Source organism: Aquimarina sp. AWH4_224 (assembly GCF_056160245.1).
In genome coordinates this window covers 74,673-98,287 of sequence record NZ_JBSWWU010000010.1, presented here as the reverse complement: position 1 = coordinate 98,287, position 23,615 = coordinate 74,673, and the positions used below count along the sequence as shown (strand labels likewise).

Annotated in this window: 23 protein-coding genes; 1 reads left to right on the top strand and 22 read right to left on the bottom strand. The window is 35.0% G+C overall.

Annotation, left to right across the window (positions count from 1 at the left end; genetic code table 11):
- Positions 1 to 228 precede the first annotated feature (228 nt).
- Positions 229 to 1,305 carry an acyloxyacyl hydrolase gene (locus ACXAGJ_RS19070; protein ID WP_474842034.1) on the top strand — a complete coding sequence of 359 codons (1,077 nt, stop codon included), beginning with the start codon at positions 229 to 231 and terminating at the stop codon, positions 1,303 to 1,305.
- 305 nt (positions 1,306 to 1,610) lie between these two features.
- Here the strand turns inward: ACXAGJ_RS19070 and ACXAGJ_RS19065 are convergent, their stop codons facing one another.
- From ACXAGJ_RS19065 to ACXAGJ_RS18960, 22 genes are all read right to left on the bottom strand, one after another.
- Positions 1,611 to 2,069, bottom strand: a complete 459-nt coding sequence (locus tag ACXAGJ_RS19065) for a hypothetical protein (protein WP_474842032.1) — start codon at positions 2,067 to 2,069, stop codon at positions 1,611 to 1,613.
- Between the two features lie 149 nt (positions 2,070 to 2,218).
- The gene (locus tag ACXAGJ_RS19060; protein ID WP_474842030.1) at positions 2,219 to 3,511 is read right to left on the bottom strand and encodes an RNA polymerase sigma factor; all 1,293 of its coding nucleotides are present in this window, start codon (positions 3,509 to 3,511) and stop codon (positions 2,219 to 2,221) included.
- 5 nt (positions 3,512 to 3,516) lie between these two features.
- The gene (locus ACXAGJ_RS19055; RefSeq protein ID WP_474842028.1) at positions 3,517 to 3,858 is read right to left on the bottom strand and encodes a YciI family protein; all 342 of its coding nucleotides are present in this window, start codon (positions 3,856 to 3,858) and stop codon (positions 3,517 to 3,519) included.
- An 11-nt stretch (positions 3,859 to 3,869) separates the two neighbouring features.
- The gene (locus tag ACXAGJ_RS19050; RefSeq protein WP_474842026.1) at positions 3,870 to 4,217 is read right to left on the bottom strand and encodes a YciI family protein; all 348 of its coding nucleotides are present in this window, start codon (positions 4,215 to 4,217) and stop codon (positions 3,870 to 3,872) included.
- A 271-nt stretch (positions 4,218 to 4,488) separates the two neighbouring features.
- Complete coding sequence (locus tag ACXAGJ_RS19045; protein ID WP_474842024.1) at positions 4,489 to 4,857, bottom strand: lipocalin family protein; 369 nt, start codon at positions 4,855 to 4,857, stop codon at positions 4,489 to 4,491.
- Positions 4,858 to 4,970: 113 nt separating this feature from the next.
- Entirely contained in the window at positions 4,971 to 5,867 is an 897-nt protein-coding gene (locus ACXAGJ_RS19040; protein ID WP_474842022.1) for a hypothetical protein, read from the bottom strand.
- Positions 5,868 to 5,907: 40 nt separating this feature from the next.
- Positions 5,908 to 6,330, bottom strand: coding sequence for a nuclear transport factor 2 family protein (locus ACXAGJ_RS19035; RefSeq protein WP_474842020.1), 423 nt, complete (start codon positions 6,328 to 6,330; stop codon positions 5,908 to 5,910).
- 255 nt (positions 6,331 to 6,585) lie between these two features.
- Entirely contained in the window at positions 6,586 to 7,068 is a 483-nt protein-coding gene (locus ACXAGJ_RS19030; protein ID WP_474842019.1) for a DUF1203 domain-containing protein, read from the bottom strand.
- Between the two features lie 77 nt (positions 7,069 to 7,145).
- Positions 7,146 to 7,982, bottom strand: a complete 837-nt coding sequence (locus ACXAGJ_RS19025; protein WP_474842017.1) for a bifunctional helix-turn-helix domain-containing protein/methylated-DNA--[protein]-cysteine S-methyltransferase — start codon at positions 7,980 to 7,982, stop codon at positions 7,146 to 7,148.
- A 74-nt stretch (positions 7,983 to 8,056) separates the two neighbouring features.
- The gene (locus tag ACXAGJ_RS19020; RefSeq protein WP_474842015.1) at positions 8,057 to 9,298 is read right to left on the bottom strand and encodes a DUF3570 domain-containing protein; all 1,242 of its coding nucleotides are present in this window, start codon (positions 9,296 to 9,298) and stop codon (positions 8,057 to 8,059) included.
- Positions 9,299 to 9,339: 41 nt separating this feature from the next.
- Entirely contained in the window at positions 9,340 to 9,555 is a 216-nt protein-coding gene (locus ACXAGJ_RS19015) for a DUF4266 domain-containing protein (RefSeq protein ID WP_474842013.1), read from the bottom strand.
- The gene (locus ACXAGJ_RS19010; RefSeq protein WP_474842011.1) at positions 9,552 to 10,481 is read right to left on the bottom strand and encodes an FAD:protein FMN transferase; all 930 of its coding nucleotides are present in this window, start codon (positions 10,479 to 10,481) and stop codon (positions 9,552 to 9,554) included. The genes ACXAGJ_RS19015 and ACXAGJ_RS19010 overlap by 4 nt, the downstream gene beginning before the upstream one ends.
- 52 nt (positions 10,482 to 10,533) lie before the next feature.
- Positions 10,534 to 10,974 carry a thioredoxin family protein gene (locus ACXAGJ_RS19005; RefSeq protein WP_474842009.1) on the bottom strand — a complete coding sequence of 147 codons (441 nt, stop codon included), beginning with the start codon at positions 10,972 to 10,974 and terminating at the stop codon, positions 10,534 to 10,536.
- A gap of 386 nt (positions 10,975 to 11,360) precedes the next feature.
- Positions 11,361 to 11,864: a ferritin gene (locus ACXAGJ_RS19000; protein ID WP_474842007.1), complete on the bottom strand. Its 504-nt coding sequence runs from the start codon at positions 11,862 to 11,864 to the stop codon at positions 11,361 to 11,363.
- Positions 11,865 to 12,023: 159 nt separating this feature from the next.
- Entirely contained in the window at positions 12,024 to 14,912 is a 2,889-nt protein-coding gene (locus ACXAGJ_RS18995) for a tetratricopeptide repeat protein (RefSeq protein ID WP_474842005.1), read from the bottom strand.
- Between the two features lie 211 nt (positions 14,913 to 15,123).
- Positions 15,124 to 15,636 carry a PAS domain-containing protein gene (locus ACXAGJ_RS18990; RefSeq protein WP_474842003.1) on the bottom strand — a complete coding sequence of 171 codons (513 nt, stop codon included), beginning with the start codon at positions 15,634 to 15,636 and terminating at the stop codon, positions 15,124 to 15,126.
- 95 nt (positions 15,637 to 15,731) lie between these two features.
- The gene (locus tag ACXAGJ_RS18985; protein ID WP_474842001.1) at positions 15,732 to 18,200 is read right to left on the bottom strand and encodes a TonB-dependent receptor domain-containing protein; all 2,469 of its coding nucleotides are present in this window, start codon (positions 18,198 to 18,200) and stop codon (positions 15,732 to 15,734) included.
- A complete protein-coding gene (locus ACXAGJ_RS18980) occupies positions 18,181 to 19,542 on the bottom strand; it encodes an HTTM domain-containing protein (RefSeq protein ID WP_474841999.1) in 1,362 nt (453 codons plus the stop codon). Before ACXAGJ_RS18980 ends, ACXAGJ_RS18985 begins: the two co-directional genes overlap by 20 nt.
- Before the next feature lie 19 nt (positions 19,543 to 19,561).
- Positions 19,562 to 20,677: an imelysin family protein gene (locus ACXAGJ_RS18975; RefSeq protein ID WP_474841997.1), complete on the bottom strand. Its 1,116-nt coding sequence runs from the start codon at positions 20,675 to 20,677 to the stop codon at positions 19,562 to 19,564.
- A gap of 101 nt (positions 20,678 to 20,778) precedes the next feature.
- Positions 20,779 to 22,011 (bottom strand): DUF4856 domain-containing protein, encoded by a 1,233-nt coding sequence (locus ACXAGJ_RS18970; protein WP_474841995.1) that lies wholly within the window; start codon positions 22,009 to 22,011, stop codon positions 20,779 to 20,781.
- A 168-nt stretch (positions 22,012 to 22,179) separates the two neighbouring features.
- Complete coding sequence (locus tag ACXAGJ_RS18965) at positions 22,180 to 22,641, bottom strand: heme-binding domain-containing protein (protein ID WP_474841993.1); 462 nt, start codon at positions 22,639 to 22,641, stop codon at positions 22,180 to 22,182.
- A gap of 13 nt (positions 22,642 to 22,654) precedes the next feature.
- Positions 22,655 to 23,521, bottom strand: a complete 867-nt coding sequence (locus ACXAGJ_RS18960) for a hydroxymethylglutaryl-CoA lyase (RefSeq protein ID WP_474841991.1) — start codon at positions 23,519 to 23,521, stop codon at positions 22,655 to 22,657.
- Positions 23,522 to 23,615: the final 94 nt, after the last annotated feature.

The window sequence follows — 23,615 nt, the reverse complement described above, 5'->3', positions numbered from 1 at the left end:
AAGAGAGTACTAAAAAATATTAATTGTGAAAAATGTAATTGGTCACAATACGGTAACAGTGGAAGTGTTTTAATTACAGACTTTTCGAATTGATTGAGGTCTTTTTATCTTTTTTCCTCGTTTCTACCAAGGAAAAAACTTAATCCTGAGCATATTTATCATTTTATTACCTGATTAATTTTATCGCCACCTAAATTTTAAGTACCTTATTTGTACATATATAGAGGTATGCTTAGAATTATTTTGCTCTGCATCATATTAGGCACTTATAGCATTGTAAATGCCCAATCGGACTTAAAATTTTATGGTGTAAAATCACACTACGGTTTTATTATTGCTCATACTCCCGACCTAAAACCCATTTCTCAAACCAATCCATTTGGATTACAAATTGAAATAAGTAAGCTCAAAACCAGTGATAAAGCCTGGAAAACTTGTTTCTGCTATGGAAAAACGGGTTTTGCTTTTGCCTATTTCAACTATGCAAACCCTGATGTATTGGGGAATTCATATAACCTCATCTATTTTGTTGAGCCTTATTTTATTTACCAAGGACCATTAAAATTCTCTCTTAGAGGATCTATCGGAGCGACATATCTAGATACTATTTTTGATGAAGAAACCAATCCAGACAATCTACTTTTTAGTACCAATTTGAGTTTTTATCTGGCCCTATCCCTCAATCTCAATTATCATTTCAAAAATGGTTATGCCATTAATCTTAATGCAAATTATAACCACATTTCGAATGGAGGGCAAAAACAACCTAATAAAGGAATGAACTTCCCCACACTATCCCTTGGTGTTGATAAGGTGATAGGTGATTATAAACTAGCTCCTAAACCAGATGAATTAAAAAAATATGCTACCTCTTGGAGCTACTACCTTGGTGGTTTTGCTAGTTTAAGATCTTCTGATCGTGAAGCCGAGGCATCCAATCATCCCCTATTCGGAGTATTGGGAGGAGCTCTCAAGCCTTTATCCCGAATAAACGGCTTTAATCTGGGAGCAGAACTATGGTATGATTGGTCTGATGAAAAGCGAGCAGAAAACGAAGGAATAAATGAATCTGCGTTTTCTTCAGCTATTACGGCAGGACATCATTTTTCGGTAGGTAATTTCTATTTTCTTCAACAGTTTGGAATCTATATTACCCATCCTGAGACATTACAACCCAATGATGTATATCAACGTTATTCTTTTTGGTATCGTATTGCAAATCGATGGACTATAGGAGCTTCTTTGATTGCCTACGGGAGAGTAGCAGATCATATGGATGGTAGATTGATCTACATCCTAGAATAAACACGAATTAAAATATATTCGCTTAAATCCTAGAGAACAGAAATTCAATATAAACAATTAATAATCAAGTATTTAAAAGTTTGGCACAGCTATTGATTCATATAAACCAAATAATACAAATAATTAAAATTAATAGCGTATGAAAACTTTAAACTTTACATTCGGATTGGACTTTAAACCATTTATTAACTTTTTAAAAGAACTTCCAGCATCTTGTAGTTACGCAATTCACAGGTAATGGAAACAAAACGAAATAACTAAGGACGGTTACACTGAATAAGCAGTACGTGTAGCCGTCATTTTTTTTAGCCCTCCAAACATTTTCCGTATTCGCAATCTTCGGCGAGACCTTTTGAATAACTCACCTTTGAGACAATATCCATAATGAGATATACTTTATTTTTTACAAGAACAGAAACATAGTCTGGTTGCCAATGTATCGAAATATGTTTTTTTCTAATGTTTTTTATATATCCAAACGAATTAACTATTGAAGAAGGCAACAAAGTATCTGCAACCGGTTTTTCTTGTATAGAAGCATCATTTTTTTTGGGATTAATTACAGTGCACAGAAAGCCTTTAAAGTCAATTCCTCCTTTGTCCGATCGCAGCAAATACACCCAAACATTATACTCATTTTCTTCGATCATTATAGTTCTCCCAGTAGCATTGTCTGTAGAGGTAATAAAAATAGTATCCTGATGATTTCTGGATCCATTGATCAAAAACCACTCCTCAAAAAAGGATGACAACAATTTCTTCATTAAATATATTACTTAGTGCCATTTAAACATGGTCATTCCCCATTAACCATATTTTTAGTAAAACGTAGCTAAGCAACGAACATACTTAAATATTCAATACAGAAACTACGGGTTCCCGTAACCTGTATTTATTTTTATCAACATCTCTTTTATTTGGATTGAATTGACTTCATCATTTCTTGAATTTTGCCTTCGAGTAGTTGCTTTTCTTGCTTGGATCCGGTCAAAGCAATGGCATTTTCAAAATGGGCGATTGCCTTGTCCAATTGCCGTAGTCTTTTATTAATCTCTCCCAAAGCTGCATGATAAAGGTAATACCCTTGTAATTGTTTTTTGTTTTTGATATGATCAATCGCTTTTAGAGCTTCTAGTGGCCCGTACAGTTCAAGAATAACCAAGGCACGATTTAGAAATACAACGGGATCAAAAGCTAGTTTCAGAAGAATATCGTAATACTCTAAAATCTTTTTCCAATTGGTATTTTCGTATTGCCTAGCACTACAGTGTTCATAGGCTATTGCAGCTTCCAGATGATAGGTAGACAACTGATTTCCAAAAGACGCTTTATTCATGTACAATTTCCCAGAGTCGATCAAAGATGGGTCCCAAAGTTTCCTGTCTTGTTTATCCAAAAGAATCAATTCTCCGTCGCTCCCTAAACGACTATCTAATCTTGTAGCATGAAAACACATTAGAGCCATCAACGCATATACTTGTGGCAGGGCTGTTCTTTCTTCAGAAAATAGAGAGCGACATAATAACATGGCCTGACCAATTAAATCTTTTCGAATGAGGTCATTGGAATGTGTAGAATTATATCCCTCGTTGAACATCAAATAAATGGCACTCAACACCGTATTGGTTCGCAAAACAATCTGATCTGGTTTGGGTATTTGGGGTTTAATCTTGTGTTTTCTGAAGTACTCTTTGGTGCGATACAAACGTTTTGAAACGGTATCTTCGCCAGTCAAAAAAGCTTTTGCAACTTCTTTGGTACTGAATCCACATAAAGACTTAAGAATAAAGGTAATTTGGTTTTCTGGAGAAATATTGGGGTGACAACAGGCAAACATCATCGCCAGGAAATCATCTTTTATACTATCTTCTTGCCAATAGGTATCCATAGTCGCGCCCAGGGTATAATTAGATGTTAACAATTGCCGCTGAGGATCCGAAAAATCAATAACCCGGCTATGTTTATTTCGTCGGATGATATCGATAGCTCTATTCTTTGCCGTACGATACAACCACGCACTGGGGTTATCCGGAAGCCCTCTATATTTCCAGGTCTCTAATGCCTTTAGTAAAGCATCTTGTACCACATCTTCGGCCAGTTCTATATTTTCTGTTCCAAAGATCTTGATCAAAACAGCAACCATCTTTCCAGATTCTTTTCTAAAAAGATGGTTTACCGTAGCTTCTATGTTATTGTAATTATCCAAATGAATTACATCGGACTTATTTCTCGAACCTCGACACTACAATTGTAGGTAATACTCGGACATTTTTTAGCAATTTCAGTAGCACTATCCAAAGACTCGGCTTTGATCAATAGGTATCCGCCTACAAGCTCCTTACCTTCGGCAAGGGGCCGATCAATCACTTTTTTACCAAAATCCAACAAGGTTTTCCCCTCATTCATCAAAGGTTGACCTCCTAGCAATTTTTCCTCCTTTGCCAAGGTATTCATCCAATCTTGCCAATCCTCCATATGTTGTTGCATTTCTTCAGGAGAATTTTGGGCATGCAATTCTTGCCCTCCTCTTATAATTAATAAAAAATCACTCATAACAAAATGATTTAATGTTCAGGCCATACTTCACGTACTTCAACTCCAGAAGCATCCCAATGAAAACCTGGACATCCTTTGGCCATTTCTGTCGCCTCTTCGATTGAATCTGCTTTTATCCTTAGATATCCTCCAACAAGTTCCTTACCCTCGGTTAAAGGACGATCAATGACACTTGTTCCTTTGTTCACCACGGTTTTTCCTTGAGTTAGTAATCTTTCTCCACTTACAAATTTACCCTGTTCTGCAATTTCACCGATCCATTGTTGCCAATGTTGCATGTGTTCTTGTTGTTCTTCTGGAGATTTGGTATCCCATACCTCATCTCCTCCTCTAAAGAGAAACATAAATTCTTTCATGTGTTTGTTTTTTTAATGGTTTATATTTTTTACACCATTATGACGAACATTGATCTTTTATTTGGACAATATTTAGAAAAAAAAGAAAAATTAGCTCCTGTACATTATTTTTCTATGGGTATACATGCTATATGAGGACTGCTTTTATAAAGCGCGTATATCATTCAAAAAGAAATTCTGGATTGTATAATAAACCAAAATGATTTTTAAACCAAGCGGATCATTCTAAAAACACTACTTTGTTCTTCTGAATCAATCAGTAGTTAAGAAACTAATGCCCTCTATATCTCGTGTACGGTAGTTTCATGTTATCCATGGTGAGCACAAGTACATCCTGGTTAAGCATAAATTCTATACACATTTCTGCACCGTTTCGTTTTTCAGAAGCTTTTAAACAAAGTTTATCATTTTTTACAGACCAGAACCTTTTCATTGGTTCTCCTATAGATTTTTCTGTAGCTGTTCCGTCTGAATTTAATTCTATATAGGTCTCATCATCTCCATCCATCATCCACTTTCCTACCAATTCTTCCGGGTTTTCCTGATCAAAGGATAACATCTTGCTATCGGTGGTACTAGCATTAGCGAAATGCAATGTAAAAAACATCAATACCCCTAAAAAAACAACATTAACTTTCATAAGCTCCGAATTTAATCTAGTTTAAATTTAGTGTTTTTTAACGTATCCACATCTATACTTTTGAATATCTTTTCACAATTTTTTAAGAAATATCTATTCTCATAACTTACTTTTTATCTGTAACTATCCAAAATTTTAGCATCCACCCAATAAATATCTCTATTACTGGTGTAAAACAAATATTTACCATCATTACTCACAAAAGGACAGAGCTCATGATTTTTGGTATTTATCAATGCTCCCATATTTTTAGCCTTTGTCCAGCTACCGCCTTCTTGCTTAAAACTTATGTACAAATCTCCTCTACCTAAACCGTCTTTTCTAGTAGCACAAAAAATTACGTATGACTCATCTAAAGCTACAAAAACATCTGCCTCATAAGCTTTGGTATTGATGGCATCACTCAACTTTATTGGTTTTTGAAATTCATTGTTGTGATAAGCTGCACTGTAAATATCAAAATTGTGTCCCTCATCCTGGGTAGTATTTTTATTAGAACTAAAATACATCGTTCCCTCAGCAGTAAACGATATATAATACTCGTTGGCTTTGGTATTAATATTCGGTCCTGCATTTATTGGTGACGACCAACCATCCTTTTCCCGAACAGAATACCAAATATCATAATCTTTGCCCTCTCCTTTTCCGTCTAAAGGTCGATTAGAAATATAATAAAGTCTGTTTTCGTCTGGAGATAAAAAGGGATCATTAAAACCGTAAACCTCGTGTGCAACTATTATTTTTGGAGTAGTCCAAGAGTCTTTTTCCTTTCGGGTATATCTTATTTCTGATCTATTGCCTGTGTCTACACCATAAAAAAATTCTTCTCCATTTTTTGAAAACACAGAACCAAATTCATACTCATTTTCATTAGAAATAATTCCGGGAGCAAAAATTTCTGGAGTTGTTCCTGGCGCCTTCTGTTTTAGATATGTCCCCTTATTTTGTGAATAGGCATAGCTCGTTGTCACTAGTAAAAGTGCAACCCAAAGATATTGTCTAAAAATCATTGATATCGTTTCTTAAAAATTGGAAAAATACTTGATAGTTCTACTTAGAAGCTAAGTCTTGTGTTTTCTTATAAAAAATCTTATTCACGATTTTCCATTCTCCATTGATCTTTAGCAGATTCATATAATCAATGAAGGTGAAATTTGGGTATTCAATTTCTAATTTTGCATTGGCAGCATGCCCAGAAACATTGATATAATCAATTCTTGTTTTTCTATTTTGTTTGGGACCTGGTTTCATTTTTCCAAAAAACTCAAGTGCATTCACTTCTTTGTATTCGTCCCCTATAAATTTCATCGTAGCCGTTTCGTGAAATGCCTTTTTTAAGGTCTCAAAATCATTATTGGTACCTCCATCCAGGTAATAACGTACAGTTTTTTCTACAAGAGCGTAGTCTGATTCTTGTGCTTGGCAAAAAGCAAATGCCATACACATTACTAATAAAGTGATTGTTCGTTTCATTTTGATGATTTGTTATATTAATAAGAATTAGGTGATGCTCTAAAGTAGAAAAACAATTTGGATACTTCTCATAAAAAAAACTTAATCCTTTTTGCAACTGACTAAAAATGAAAAAATTAAAAAAATGACCTTTAAGGGGTAGGGTTATTCTTTTTTGAAACGTTACACTATAAAATGCTCGTGGATTACCTCTAAAGCTACATGGCAAAAAGGGAACGCTGTTTTTATGTGTTCCCTTTTTTATTAATATTCACTTTATGCTCTTTCGATTTTGCAGATGTAACAACCTGCCTCGGCATTTCTGGCATGTAGATAAGATACTTCTTTGTGCTCTTCAAAGATTTGCGAAATTAATATATCCACATCATCATCCTTGACCAATTGCGTAAATACCATTTTTTGATCTTCATTATATCCAATCAATGTTAATGGAAAGTTTTTGGTATCTGCCTTAATCTCTGGAGGAAAAACATGGATATTTTGATACGGTGTTACTTCTTCTTTATGAATAAAAATAGGGCCCGGTTGGTCAAATGCATTTGCAATTTCAAATGGACTATGTCTCAGTAATAGCCTTTTGTCCTTCCCCGGTTCAAAGGGTTTTAATGAAAATCGACAAGGACCATATCCACTTGCAAGTTGTTCAACAACGGGATAGCCATACGCATCTATTTTGGTAGCTTTAATTCTTGAAACATACTCTTTTGATAATGGCACAATTCTAAATGTAGTATTCATCGCTATAATTTTAAAGTTCTCTTACAAAGATGAACCTTAACGCTCTCGTATACCACCCGATTATTGCTCAATGTATGCTACACATTAGCGGCCTCCCAGCCGATAATTGCTATTTTCCTAACACTTCCCCAATGGTATTGTCCAAAATCTCCAGATGCTCTAATCACTCGATGACAAGGGATTAAAAAAGCCACTGGGTTTTGTCCGGTCGCAGTCCCAACAGCTCTTACAGCTCCTGGGTTATCGATATGATTAGCAACATCACTATATGTTGCCAATCCTCCTTTAGGAATTTTAAGCAGTGTACTCCATACTTTAATTTGAAAATCGGTAGCTTTTAAATGAAGTTTTATCTGGTCCTGTTGTTTCCAATCTTTGGTAAAAATATGTAGTGCATTTTCTTGTATAGGATCTGTAGTTTGGTTGAATTGTGCTCTACAAAACCTTTTCTGTAATACAGCAAATCCTTCATCTCGATCTTCAGTAAATGCCATATGGCAAATTCCTTTGCTTGTAGATCCCACCAGAATGGTCCCGAAATTAGTATCGTAAAAATTATAGTTGACTTCTAGATTTTGACCTTCATTTTTATATTCTCCAGGGGTCATCCCTTCAATATTGATAAACATATCGTGTAATCTTCCTGTTCCGGAAAGTCCTGTCTCAAAAGCCGTATCGAACAAAGTTGAGGCATTATTCTTTAGCACCTGCTTTGCGTGCTCGATGCTTATGAACTGCAGGAATTTTTTAGGGCTTACTCCAACCCATTCTGTGAATAATCTTTGAAAATGAAACGGACTGAGATGCACCTTACTCGCAATTTCATGCAAATCGGGTTGTTGTTTGAAGTTTTCTCTGATATACTTAATCGCCTCCGCTATACGGTTGTAATTAATACTATTCTGTGGTGTCATTTTTTTCTATTTGAAACCTTACAAAAGTACATTCGTATACACTTCTAGTAAACCCGAAACTTGCTGGATGTATTCTAATCCATTTCGAAACTAAAACCTCCTGAGAATAAATTAGCATCCAGCCCAGAGTTTCGTTCGTAGTATCTATACCTAAAATCAATACTCTTCAGTCCAAATTTCCAAATATGTGCTTTGGCAAAAATATCAGTATAGCTTATCCCAACACCATACTGATTTGCATTAAAATCTGATAAATCAAAATCAGAAGTATAAAATTCTTGAATAGATAAATGCTCATTAAATGGTGCGAAATAATCTGCTTCGGTTTGATGATAAAAACGATAACTTGGATATACGGTAAACTTATCTGTAATTTTTATAGGTAATTCGATACTAGCCGTATGGGAATTGATCCCCCAATCATCAGTATAATATCTATAAAACGTGCGCACAGCAACATATTCATTGACATAATAATGCAGTCTACCCCCCATAGCAATTTTGAATCGGGTATCCGGTAATCTTTCTACATCATCACCCAAAGTAAATTCCTGAACCACCTGATCCGCGACATCGGCAAACAGTACTCTTTGAAAAGGAGTAGAAAGTAATCCTTCTTGTTGTATGAGATCTAAAGACAAAGAACCCTGAAGTTTTTTGGATAAAATCTGAGAGAAGCCAAACCCAAGCGAATAGGAGTTTCGGGATTCGTCATCAAACTCAATAAATGCTGGATTATCCCTTAATTCTGAAGGATAAATTGCATTCCAGGTATCTAGGAAGACGTTAGCTTTAATACTAACTTCGGTATTCTTTTCATTAAATAAATAGGCATAACTACCACCGAAACCTACCGAGAAATAGTCGTATTCGTTGGCTATGGAAGCATTAACTGACCATACTTTATTTCTATCGTCACTGCTGTGACTATACGTCCCTGTAAAGGTTGTCAACACATCATTTCTAGAAGCACCTGAAGAGGCTACAAATGGATTAGCAAGTCCCTCGGTATCAAAAGGGTCAACATTACTTGATGAAGCCGAGGTGTAGGCTGAAACACTCGAATCTATAATCAAGACATCGTCATCATTGAGAGGAATTGATACTACAATGGTGGGTGTTACATCGGTAAGTTCTTCTGTCCCCAATCCACCGGTTACAGCAGCATTATTACCATCTTGTGTATAATAACTCATCAGGTAATCGACTTCTGTGGATTCCAAAACTCTTTTTTTATATCTTTCTGTTTCTTGTTGTTCTTGTCCTACAACACAAAACGTATTCCATAAGATAATAATCAAAATTAGTCGTTTCAAAAGCTAAAATTTAAGAGTTATATTCTTTCTATACAATTAGTTTAGTTGCAACCACATCCACCACCGGTTTTACCTCCATTAGCACCGGCGGCTGATTCTCTGTAGGCTTGAAAATTGGTTTCAAATCGATCACATTTTTTAAGTGCCAACTCCATATCTGGATCATTCAATTGCACTTTCTCGTATTCTTTTACCACTACACACGACTGCAGCAAGCTGGTAAGAAGAATTCCTAAAACTAACAACCTATAACTCATTGGTCTATTTTTATGTTTTTGGAGGTATGTATATTACCTTCATTATCTATGATAATACATTCAATATTATCTAATTGATTTATTCTATCCATTCCCGTGGTTACTCCCATTACAAAAACCGAAGTAGCTAATGCATCAGCTAATTCTGCTTTTGGGGCAAAGACGGTTACACTTGCGATATTTTCAGTAGGGTAACCGGTGCGGGGATCAATAATATGCGCATATCTTTTTCCATCTAAGATAAGATACTTTTCATAATTTCCTGAAGTAACCACCGCACGATCCACAAGAGGTAGTATGGCAAAAGCATTTTTTTTGTTCAAAGGATTGGTAATTGCTACTTTCCAATACGTCTTATTAGGTTGTACTCCCCAGGCACTCATATCACCAGAGGCATTGATAATGCCTGCTTTTACACCGTTGGCAATAAGCAATTCTTTAGCTTTATCAGCAGCATATCCTTTACCAATTGCGCCAAATCCAATTTTCATTCCTTTCTTAGGTAAAAAAACTGTTCTTTTTTCTTTATTCAACTCAATGTTTTGAAACCCAACATTGGCAACAGAGGCTTTAATTTCTGCTGATGAAGGCAAAGCGTTTACTGTACCATCAAACTTCCATATATTATCCATAGAAGCATAACTAATATCAAAGGCACCATCGGTTAATCTAGATATTGCTATTGATCTTGCAATAAGGTCAAAAAGCTCCTTGTCTACCTCAACAGGGCGTATCCCAGCATGCTTGTTAACTGAAGAAGTCAACGAGTTTTGATCCCAGGATGATATCTTTTGTTCTATCCTTTGAATTTCTTGGATAGCTACATCTATATATCGATCAGCATATTCTTTGTTCTCCGCAACTACCGTGATCTCAAAATCACTCCCCATTAATAAAACAGCACGCTTATAAATTTGCTGTGCCATCGCAGGATAACTAGCTAAATATATAACAAGAGTAATTAGAAACTTCAAATCGTTATTGAATAATAGAGTTTAAAAGTTTGATATACGATTGGGGTGACACCTTTTTGTAACCAGTTTCCCCAAGTTTGTTTCCGGTTTTATCTAACACGACCACCAATGGGAATCCTCCACTTCTATTATACTTTTCTGCTAAAACGTTATTTTGATCTTGCAACGTCTTAGGTAACTGGTTTTTTTTCTTTCTTGGAAAATCCGCCTTCATTAGAATGTAGTGTTCCTTTGCGTACTTTTGGAACTCACCCGTATGTAAAATCTGTTTTTCAAGTTTGATACATGGTACACACCAATCTGAACCAGCAAAAACCAAAACAATAGGTTTATCATTTTCTGAAGCTACTTTTTTTGCCTCTTCAAAATCAGTAAGCCACTCCTGCCCGGTTGCCATATGAAGACCTGCAACTAAAAAGCATCCAACAATCATTATCAATCGCATAGCATAGAATTTTATATACAATAATAAAAAATTATCTTTCAAGTTACTATCCAATACCTACAATCTTGTCATAAAAAAACGGAGATAATTAATTATCTCCGTTTTTGACATCAGTTGGATATCCACCAATGTATGTTTAGTTCTATCAAAGTTTTGGACATCTTTTGCAATTCGTTTTTCCTTTTTTCTTGTACTTCTTGCAACATTTTTTCTTTTTGCCACCACAGGCAACTTCGCAATTCATAGAAACACAAGGAGAATATAATGAAGGGGTATCTGTACTATGCACTTTGTAATTTTTATTAAATCTAAATAAAGTGCAAAAATATAAAAAATACTACCTTAGGCAAGAAATCCTTTCTCTTTATTTACTAACTTATTAACAATTAGTTAGCTGGTTCTTCTGGTTGGAAAGAATTGATATCACGATCAAACAAATAATGACCTGATTTATCATCCCCTATAATCTTTAACTTATCTAGCAAATCTCTTGCTGTAGCCTCTTCTTCCAATTGTTCTGCAACATACCATTGCATAAAATTATGAACGTTATAATCTTTAAATTGTAAACATTCATAAATGATATTATTAATTTTTGCTGTTACAAACTCCTCACTTTCCAGGAATACTTCAAACAATTCCATTAGAGACTTAAAATCATCTCTGGGTTTATCAATAGCTGGTATTACGGCGTTACCACTTCTTTCATTTATAAATTTCACCAATTTGGTCATATGTACTCGTTCTTCTTCTGATTGTGTATAGAAGAAATTGGCAACACCATTATAACCATTCGTATCTGCCCAACTTGCCATTGATAAATATTGCGCAGAGGCTTTGGCTTCATATTTTATCTGCTCATTTAATAATTTTTCTATTTCTGGTATCATACGCTTAACTTAGAATTTTTGTCAAAAAAACTAAAGTAAGCAATTTCCCATCCATTTAAAATGAACTTCACCCCTTCTTTACTTATTTAAAATTAAACTACATAATGATAGGAACGGTATAATTGTATTTACTTTTTTAGAGAACAATACCTACACTAATTATTTTTCAATTCCTGAAAGTGACATATCACTAATTTCTGAAGGTTTATTTTTTTCGAGTTCAATTACTCCTACTTTGATTTTCAACAACTTACGCAAGTACAACCCAGCAATCATAAACAGAATAGACCCGAAAGAGATTAATGCATAATACCCAGCAGATAAAACACTATTGGAGGTACCAGAATCTAACATTTTAAAATCCATTTTCTCCAAGACTTTGATCATATCTACCTTTTGATCTTTGGCAACTATCTTTTGAATTTCTGTCACCAAGGTAGATTTGTCATTAAAAGGAACTCCAGTAATGCTTTTTATACCACTAACTCCTTTTTCTTTTAACGAAAATGCCTCTGTTAGGTAGGTAATCCCTTTTTCATCCAGAGTATAGCTACTGGTACTTTTGGGTAGGAAATAAAAGTAGTACTGGCAAAAAGCAAACAGTACAAAAGCCATACTACAAACCAGTAATGCTCTAGATCTTTCATTAATATTCGTATCCCTTTTGGACTTAATGAATGTATTGATCTCTTCTATGGCTGTTTTGGCTTTAATGTTATCTGGATTGCTATCCAAAGATTTTTTAAAACATTGCAAACTATCTTTCAGATAGGAATTATTGATCTCTAATTTGTGTTTTTCGTATTGTTTGGTTTTGATATATCCTCTAGAATAATATAAGTCTGAAAGTTTCAAATCTTTATACTTCTTTTCTTTGGTACCGAAGTTTCGGTTCTCATAAAGGTTAAGTTGTTTTGAACCTTTTCCAGATTTTCCTATTTGTATGGCATCACTAAGGTACTTATCCGTTTCGCTTAAAACCTTTTCATTAAGTTCTTCTTCAGGTCCATTCAGATTCAATTCACTCAAGCCAATTAAAGCATCTACATTATTTGGATCTCTTCTTAGTACTTTATCAAATTCATTACGAGCAGCTGCATATTCCTTATTTCTTAAGTAAGCATTCCCCAAATTATTAGAGAGCACGAAATTATGCTCATCGAGTTTTACCGCTTTTTTAAAAGAACGAATAGCTTTAAGGTATTCTTCTTGTGCCAAAAACAATTGCCCTTGTAAATTAAATCCTTTGGCACTAGGCTCTCCATAGCTCAGGTATTCACTGATTGCCTTATGTCCTTTTTCATTTTCGCCTTCGAGAGCATATAATTCTGCCAGTTTAAAATAATCATTGGCAAAACTATAAGGTTTATCCATTATTTTTTCGGCTGCCTTTACATTGGCATTTCGTTTCCAATAATTACTTAATTCTACATTGATTTCGCGTTTATCTTTTTCGGCATAAACGAGATTAAGTGCGTACAATAACCCAATATTCTTTTCATCTTTGGCGATACCCTCTAGAAATATCTTTTCTGCTTTTTCTATATCCCCAAAAAATTCAAAATAAATATTCCCATAGTACAAATAGTTATGCGCATCTAGTTTAAAATTAATATCTTGTTTAAACTCATTTTCATAATGGATTAACACATCCGCCCATAATTTCCTGGATTTTTCATATTCTCCCATTTTAAAAAGATAATGGGCCTTATTATGAAGAATATAAATGTGCTGATCTTTTTTCTGTAAAGCTTCTTCAAGTACGGCTATAGATGCTTTTAGATTACCTCTTGAATCATACAAATTGGATAAATCAAGATAACCATCCTGTACCTCACCTTTACTGAGTCCTTTTTTATAGCATTCATAACTTTGGTTAAAATCATGCAAGAAATATTGGTAAAGATTTCCCAAGGCCCAGTATCCTTCTACAGCATCATACTGCTCAACAATATCATGAAACCTTTTTAAACTGTCTTTGTAATCTTTAAGTGAGGTAATACTATGGTAAATGTTGTTATATGCGCTAACATTATGTTTATCTATCTCTAGCACTTTTTCATAGTATGATATTGATTTATTAGGGTCTTCAGATTGATAGCTAATTCCTAAACTGGAATATGCCAACTTATTTGTAGGATCAATCTCTAGGCATTTTTGATATTTTGATCTTGCCTCTTCATACTTTTCTTGTTTTAACAAAACACCACCCCACCCCGAGTAAACATCAATATAATTAGGGTCAATATCAAGGGCTTTTTGATAATGTTCGAGCGCCAATGCTATTTTATCTATTCTTGTATATAACAAACCGATGTTATATTGTGCATGCCTAAAACCAGCATCCAGTGCAATGCATTTTTTATACATCTTTTCGGCATCATCATAACGCTCTTGAGCCAAATACACGTTCCCCAAACCATTGTATGCATCAACATAATTTGAGTCCAAATCAATTGCTTTATGATAATATGTTATGGCTGTTTTATACTCTTTTTTCCTTTCATAAACATAACCAAGGTTACAATATGCAAATTTGTACGTATTATCTAGATAGATACATTGAAGATAGTTTTCAATAGCCTGGTCATACCTATTCATATCTAATAAGGTATTCCCTAGGTCATTATAGTATCCTACATTATTGGGGTCTATTTCTATTGCTTTTTCATAATAATGAATCGCTTTTTCGAGATCAATTTTATCATATAAATTTCCCAAACTTTGATAAGCAGCAGCATACATAGGATCCAATGCTATAACTTTCTTATAATAATCAATTGCTTTTTGGGGTTCATTGGCTCTATGTACAAGTCCCAAATTGTGATATGCTAATTTGTAGTTTGGATCTAACTCCAGGCATTTTTCGTATTTTTCTTTTGCCTCTTCTTCTTGCCCCTGATCTAGAAGTACATTACCCCAATTAAGATATGCGTCCACATATCCCGGATTAATTTGTGTAGCTTTTTCGTAATATTGGATGGCTTTTTCTGGGTCGCTTTTCTCATGCGAATACCCCAAACTATAATACTCCTGTGCAGTTTCCATAATGAATGAATTGGTTACAGATACTAATTGATCTCAATACATTTGGGGATGAAAAATAAAAAGGTATAACAAAACTAGTACATTTCGCTATAAAAAACACGGGGTATTTACCTGTTTATCAAAATATTATACAAAAACAGAAACACGTTATAAAATACAAATACGTTACTGGTAACGAGAAGAAATAATAAGGTGTAATAAAAGGGATTATCTAAGCGGCCTTTTCAAAAGCTATGTAGTTAATTAGCTTTCCTTTTTTATTAAGGACGGGATACCCTTTTATTACACATGTATAAGGAGTTTGATCTTTTCTATAATTCAATATAGCTACCTGGAAAGGTTCCGATTTGTCTACCGCAGCTCTGATCTTTGCCGAAGTTTTAAGACAAGTGTCTTTTCCCTGGAACATTTTCGGAGAATTTCCTATAACCTCCTTTGGTGAATATCCATTAAGTTTTGTGATATTACTGGAGGCATAAACAATCTTTAGTTCCGGGCTAGTTACTACAACTACCGAGTGCTTGTCTACAAATTCTGAAAGATAGTCTTTTTCGAAATCCCAATTCTTGGTTATCTTTTTAAGCTCGGAAAGGTCTTGTTTGTATGCTTCCAAGGAAGAATGATATTCTCCGTAGAATTCCCATGACAATAAAGGTAATACATAATTGGATAAACCTTCATAATACTCCGACATCATCTGATCATACCCACTAAACTCTTTCATAAAATGTTAATTTCTTCAAAAATATAGAAATCTACTTTTATTTCAGATTGAACAAAAGTTAATTCTTAGGGTAAACAAAAGTTAATCTTTTACCACTATAGCTTGAACTGCAGGGTAGCGTACCACGAAATTGGTGCCGAAGGAATGATCCCTGGACCTGGATATCCTGTTGCTCTTTGAGTAAAGTAACTCTCGTCTAAAAGATTATTGACTCCTGTCTCTAGTTTAAAATTCTTATAGGTATAAGAAAAAGAAACATCCAAAATTGAATATGCTGGAATCTTACCCAAGGTTCCTTCTTCTCTACTTCCTGGTACTCCTCTATCTGCATTGGTCACTTCGGTAAACTGTTCTGACAAATGAGTAAACTGGATACTACTTAGAAAATTTTTATATCCAAATCCTATTCCTGTTTTCAAGTTGATGAGTGGTATAAACTCTACTTTATTGCCCTCGATAGGTTCTTCAGATCTGGTGTATTCAGAATCAGTTATAGCTAGATTGGTAAAAGCATTCAACACATAATCAGTATCATCGGCCAAGAAGGTAGTTGCCATGTTCCAGTTGATGTAACTTTCAATACCATAAATAAATGCATCACCAATGTTTCCTCGTACACGTTGAGCTCTATCGTTAAAAACTTCTCCAATCCGGTCTTGATACCACAATCCAAAAACACTTGCATCATAAGTAAGTGTATTATTAAACTTACCACGGATACCTATATCTGCGGTAAACCCTTCCTCATCACTAATATCTGGACGAATAACAAAGGTTGGATTTACAATTCGAATATCATTAAATGTTACCGACCTGTAGTTTTGAGAAACATTCGCATATGCTTCTAGACTTGGATTGAACTTATAGCTAGCTCCCAGACCTAATAACAAGAAAGAACGCTCAAAAGTCTCATCATCTCGCTCTAACGTATTATTGATTGGATTACCAGCATTATCAAATATTACATTATTGAAGGTTCCGTCTGCTTCGGTCTTAATGTATTCAAATCGAGCCCCTGGAGTCACCGAAAATTTATCTGTGATATTAAATATGTTTTCTCCGAAGACCGCAACATTTTGATTAGGAAAATCAAAAGTGGATTGATTAGCATAATCTGGAAAAAGATCATTCTGAAAATCAAAATTCGCATCTGTTCCTATACTTCCTGGTCCTTGTCTGGCATCATTATCTGCCTGATAGTATTTGGTACCAATCAAAAACACGGATTCTTTGCCCAAGAAATCATATCTACTCAAAAGTCTAGCTTCTGCTCCCCAGTTTTTGAAATTACCAACAATTAAATCTCTTGGTGTTATAAAATTACCATTCACATCGGTTTCGTCTACTGCAGCTATTGGATTGGTGTTAAGGTCTGTAGGTATTCCTCTAAATCCTAAAGCTTTTCTGGAAGCATCCAAGGCGAAAAGATTGACACTAAAATCAGTTTTCTCAGAGAATTTATGTTCTAATTTAAGGGAGAATAATTTCCAGTCTACATCAAACCAATTCCGCGTACGATTACTGAAATCCGGATCAAGCTCAAACTGAGTATCTGTCAGACCTCCTGGTTGTTGCGCCAGGTAATCCAAATACGTAAACTCTCCGGTTATTTTGGTGTTATCTGTTAATTGATATCCAATATGCGCATAGATATTTTTTGAATCATATTCTGAATTAGGCCTGAACCCATCTCCACTCTTGTAGTTAAAATAGGTGTAATAACTCAACTTACCTACCGTACCTCCGATGCTATTAAAACTACTAAATGCATTAAAAGAACCATATGATTGGCGGGTAACCAGTTCTATTTTCTTGTTGGGATTAGGTTGTTTCATTTTGAAGTTGATCAGTCCCCCAAACTGAGTTCCATACTGCAATGATGCTGCTCCACGTACCACCTGAATTTCACTTAAAGCCTCTGCTGGTGGAGTATAATAACTTTCTGGGTACCCTAAAACATCAGCACTTATATCATATCCATTTTGACGGGTATTGAAATTAGCAGTACGATTAGGATCCAATCCTCTACCACCAATATTGAGCTGTAATCCTCCTACGCTGTTTTCGTAGATATTCAATCCCACTACTTGTGCATAAATTTCTCTCGCGTTGTTCGAAGCTAAATTACCTAATGCATTTTCTAGCAAGACCACTTCACTCTTCTTACCTGCATAAATGGCAGTACCCTCTACAGGTTTGAGTTGCTTCAATCCAAAAATCTTGGCTCTGCGTTGGGTGATTAATACTTCTGAAAGTTGCTCTCCAAGAGGAGCTAAAACAAAATCGAAATTGGTATTCTTATCGATTGTAATCTGCTTTTCTAAAATCTCATAATTATAGTTGAAAATAGTGAACAAATACGTTCCTTCTTCCAAATCTGTAAATTCAAAACTACCATCTGTAGAGGTAGTTGTCTGCTCACCTGTAGTTTGATTATATATCTCGGCGTTTGCCACACCTTGATTGTTTTGATCCAATACCTTTCCCGAAAGTATATGTTGTGAATAACTAAATCCAGTAATAAAAACTATGACAAAAAATACGTTATAATCCCTTAATCTCATCTTTGAATGGAATAATCCAAGTTTTATGTTTAAATGATTCTTTTTGTTTTCCTAAATCTACATTTGGGTCGATGTATGGGCTACTTAAACGCCCATTAAGTGCGACATAGCTTTCTACATAAATTTCAACATTTTGATGACCCTGATTTTCAAAATGTTGTTTTAGATAATGTGCATATTGCAATATAAAATCTGGCTGTGTTGCCATCTGTTTTTGCTGAAATGCAGTAAGAAAATCATCATTATCTACATAAAATCGCTTTCCGGTTTGTCCATCAACAATTTTAAAATTGGCATAGCCTGCTTTTTCCATAAGCATTACTCTCCAGGAGAATCGAAACCCCTCTTCCGTCCAAAACAATTCGCCAGGATATAGCCAATATCGAAACGGCAAAAGTAATTGAATTGCAAAGAAAACAGACAATAAAACCACACTTATTCTTGATCGTACCTGATTACCTATCCAAGACTTACCCGTGTCAAAAATCTCTTTGTTGATTTTGGCCATCTTTGCGATTACTCCCAATATTTTATGATGAATATTTGCATCAAAAAATATCAATGTACTAACGATCATAATATATGGGAACATCCCTATCGGGAACAATACTCTAGTCAATACATGAAAAGCAACTACGAACACAAATGCAATAATTCTTGTTCTTTTGTAGAGTAATAAGAATGGAATAGTTAAATCATAAACAGCTCCAAAATAGCTAAACGTATAGTGTATCCACTCTTGCTGCATTAAATCTCCCAATAATGGAATACTATATTTGGATGGCAACCATATCTTTAACGGCATCGCTTTCAGCAACCAATCAGAATTCAACTTGGCTAAACCTGCATAAAAATACACGATCCCCAACAACAACTTAACAGCATCAATAGTCCATACAGGAATTTGCTGAAATGATTTTTTCTTCCTCCAGGCATCTACAGAAAAGTATGCATGCGCAGGTAAAAAAATCATCAAAAAACTAAGCAAAGAAATAAAATAGTAATGGTTAAGATACGTGGTCTTATCCATCAATTCTATATACGTAAAACTTAAAAAAAAGGTAATTATAGCTAATCGATACTTAAATCCCAATGCCACCATTAGAGCAGAAATTCCGCAGATTGCGAAAATGACATAGGTGTAAATCCCCAACGGTTTTACAAAATCAAAGCCATAATATGAAAAAAAGAAGCTGGGTTGGATGTACAATTTATCAATCCAGCCATAACTCCAGAAACGAATGATACTTAAGAGCATCATAATCCCAAAAAAAATACGAAAGACTGCTAATGGTGCAGCCTCCGTATTTTTTTGAAAGTATGCTTTTGGACTAAAATCCATGTATAGTTACAATATAATACTAGTCACCATCGGCATCAACAAAATCCACTCTTACTGAAAATGCTTGTAGCATGTCTACTTTTAAATGAACTACATTTTTTTGGAGCTCGTCATAAGTATTCAGCATTAAGTTATTATTGGAACGAACTTGTTCTGTAAAACTATCATCCAAACCGGCAGCAGTAGTTCGTGAAAGATTAAATTGATTATTGATGATCTCAGCAAGGTCTTCACCTTCTTTTATGGTATTCAAGAAATCCAAATAGGTTTTAAAACTCTCTCCGGTAGCACTGCTTCCAAAATGTTTCCCGTTAAAGAAATCCTGCATTGCATTCAAATTGGCATTAAAAAGTGCTTTGGAAAAATCTCCTTTATAAAAAGCTTCTACTTTGTCATCAAAAGTCTCAGTGCCAAACACTCCTGCAGGTATCCCTACTTTTCCAGCTCTTAAGTGCTTTTCGTAATGAAATAGAAAGTCATTAGCAATTTTATCTACAGAACTTGTAGCAGATGATCCACTATTACCAACAAAAGTCGCTCTATAATCGCCATTCCAATCTGCCAGTACTTCGGTAGTCAAATTGTTCATTCGATCTACTAGGTCTGTTAAGTAAGAAATATACTTAGCACCATTGGTTGCATCTGTGTAAAAAGCAACGATATCTGCATCCGCAGCCGCTAATCCATTGATCATATAATCTAGAGCTCCAAAACCTTGTTCATCTTGAGCGGCTACAGCACCCAGATCGTAAGATTCTGAAGTGATATTAGCATCTATATTTCCTGCATTAACCGGAAAAACGTTCATGAAGTTTCTATAGGATAACTCCTCTGCCTTTCCAATCTCGAACATCCCTACCGCTTGCCAAGATAAATATGCATTAGACCAAGCTGTTCTTAAAGCTTGTAAATTAGTTTCATTAGCGTCGGCAGTAAAAGCAGTAGTTGCCTGATCTAAAGCCGTTATATCTGTAGAAAACTTTTGTAATGATGGGATAATGATATTATCTGCAAAATTTACCAACATCGCAGCTCTGTCGAAACTATCTCCTCCTGCTTCTCCACCATCATCACTTGTAGAACAAGCGGATACCAAAAGCATCAAAACGAAAAATGAACCTAGCAACTTCTTCATATTATTTTTATTTATTCTTAATAAGTTTTGCAAATGTAAAAAAAGAGGTTGAAAACATACTGTTTTCCCACCTCTTTTTTACGATTTTATCTTTTGTTTAATTAATTGGTACTACCAGCTTGCTCAACAGTAAAGTCAAATCTTGCAGCAATAGCCTCAGCAATTGATTGTAACGTTGCAGGAGTAACATCCCATAAACCGTTGGTACCACCCATCAACTGACTGATAAATCCTTGTACTTCTGTTCTACTAAAATAAGGAGCATTCGTATCTGGATTTCTCGTAAATTGTAGACTGTAAATAAATCCGTACCCTTCTGAAAGATCGTGGAATACACTAGCAAAATCTACTGTACCAGCCTCAAGACCATTCTTACCTTGTTGCAGATAATATACTGCTCTAATGGCAATTACTTCAGAGATTTTTCTTCTTAAGATAGCAGATTGCGCATCACGTACATCATATCTTTTTGCTACGATAGCTGCTCTACCTAATTTAAATGCATTAAATATCTCTTCAGCGATACCCGCAAAATCAGGATCCCCTTCTACTCGTCCAATATACTTGTTTAAGAAACTGTCATCATCTCCAATAGTAGGATTTGGATTGGCAGTATTTGCCGCAGTTCCGTAAGCATAACCATATGCTTCATCCCACTTGTGCTCCATATTAGTATAGTTTTTACCGTCCACTAATACTTCATTGTCATTATCGGCTCTACTATTATTTGCTTGGTCAAGAATAGCTACACCTAAGTAGTTATTCAATGCTTGATCTACCATTAGTGCTCCAATTAAACCTTTGTTAAATGCTTGGTTTAACTCTAATCCTTTGGCGTTTACATATCGGTCAGATCCACCTCCAGCTTCTTGGATTACTCCAGGTGTACCAGCCACTGCAGTAGTACCCCAATTTGGGAATACTTCATCTACCTGCCCTTTAATAAAAGCATCAAATTCAGCTTTGATCGCGTTTGCATCAGTTACATTGTCAGAAAAATAATCTTGTGAAGCAGCAGTTTTACTACGTACACTTTTATCAGAAGCATTAAGATCTGCCTCAGAAAAATCGTTTGCTCCTTCAACATGTGCAAACATAGCATCTATTGTAGCTTCGTCTAATGTTTCAGTTTTAAATGCATTTAGGATTTCTTCTCCCATTTTAATACGAGTAGTTTGTCCGCTAAAACTAACTGTAGTTTCTCCGTTACGTTCAAAAACATACGTCGCTGGGGCAGTTAAACCTGTATCTGGAGTATCGTCATCAGAAGAGCATGATCCTAATATAGCAACTCCGGATAAACATATAACTTTTAATAAGTGATTGATTTTCATTGACTTTTTATTTAGACTTAATTCAAATAGTAATATTTATGAGGGCAAATATATAGATATAAATGCATCTCACAAACTTTATTTGTAATAAATCTAAATAAAATTAACCTAAAGATAATATAGGTTTAAATCACGAAAAGTGCTACTCAACACAATAGCTACAATAACTTACTCTGTAACAGAATATTGACTTCTTACCTGTTTTACCCAATTGATCAATTGTTCTTTTTCTGCTTCTTCAAGATTACTATGCAACCATGTGTATGATGAAAGTGGCATCTCACCCTCCTCTACTTCTTCTATGAGCTCTTCTAATTTATGATCCTTCTTTTTAACGCTATATCCTTCCCAATCGGATACGTTAAAATGTTCTTTACCTTCTTCTACATGATGATCGATCCAATACGACACAGGAGCTACTTCGGCATACCAAGGATATATGGTTTGATTGCTATGGCAATCGTAACATTTAGTTTTCAGTATTTGTTGTACCTCTGGAGAAGGTTTGGTTTCTTTTTCGAAATAGGCTACAGACTCATATCCAGATTCATTTTTATCAGGTCTTACGAATTGAAGAACTACCAATACGACCAAAAGTGCTATTCCTACTTTTTTTAAAATTCCTTTCATTTTAGTTTGTTGTTTAGTGATATACCGAAAATATTTTGGACGCCTCATTATGCGAGGACTCAAAACTCAGTGTTCTAATATTTGTATCCGCCTGAACTGTGGTAAAATAAGAAATCATACGTTCTGTAGGCATATTTCCTGTTAATTCATCCTTAGCCATAGGGCATCCTCCAAAACCTTGTATCGCTCCATCAAATCTTCTACATCCAGCTTTGTATGCTGCATCCACTTTTTCGTGCCAAGTCGTTGGCGTAGTATGCAGGTGAGCTCCAAATTCGATTTCTGGATACTTAGGAATCAAATTGGAATAGAGATAATCGATAATTTCTGGAGTGGACGTACCCACTGTATCCGATAATGAAAGTATTTTTACCCCCATCTTGTTTAATTTCTCTGTCCATTCCCCTACAATATCTACATTCCAGGGATCCCCATAGGGATTACCAAACCCCATAGAAAGATATGCAACCACCTCTTTGTTTGCATTACCTGCAATATCCAAAATAGCCTTAAGCGTCTCAACAGATTCAGCAATGGTCTTATGCGTATTACGCATCTGAAAATTTTCTGAAATTGAGAATGGATATCCCAAATAATCAATAGCCTCATGTTGTGCTGCATCATTTGCTCCTCGAACATTGGCAATGATGGCCAACAACTTACTTTCTGTATGGGATAAGTCTAATCGCGATAATACTTCTGCTGTATCCACCATTTGTGGGATAGCCTTTGGCGAAACAAAACTTCCGAAATCGATAGTATCAAAACCACACCTCAATAAAGATTGAATGTATTGTACTTTTTTTTCGGTTGGGATAAATTCTTTAATGCCCTGCATTGCATCTCTAGGGCATTCAATAATTTTTACTTTTTCGGCCATTTTAGCAGATCAAAATAGAAAATATTCAGTTACGCCTATAAAAGTATGATTATTTTTCAGAATTAAAAGAATCACTAATATTCTTAGGAAAATT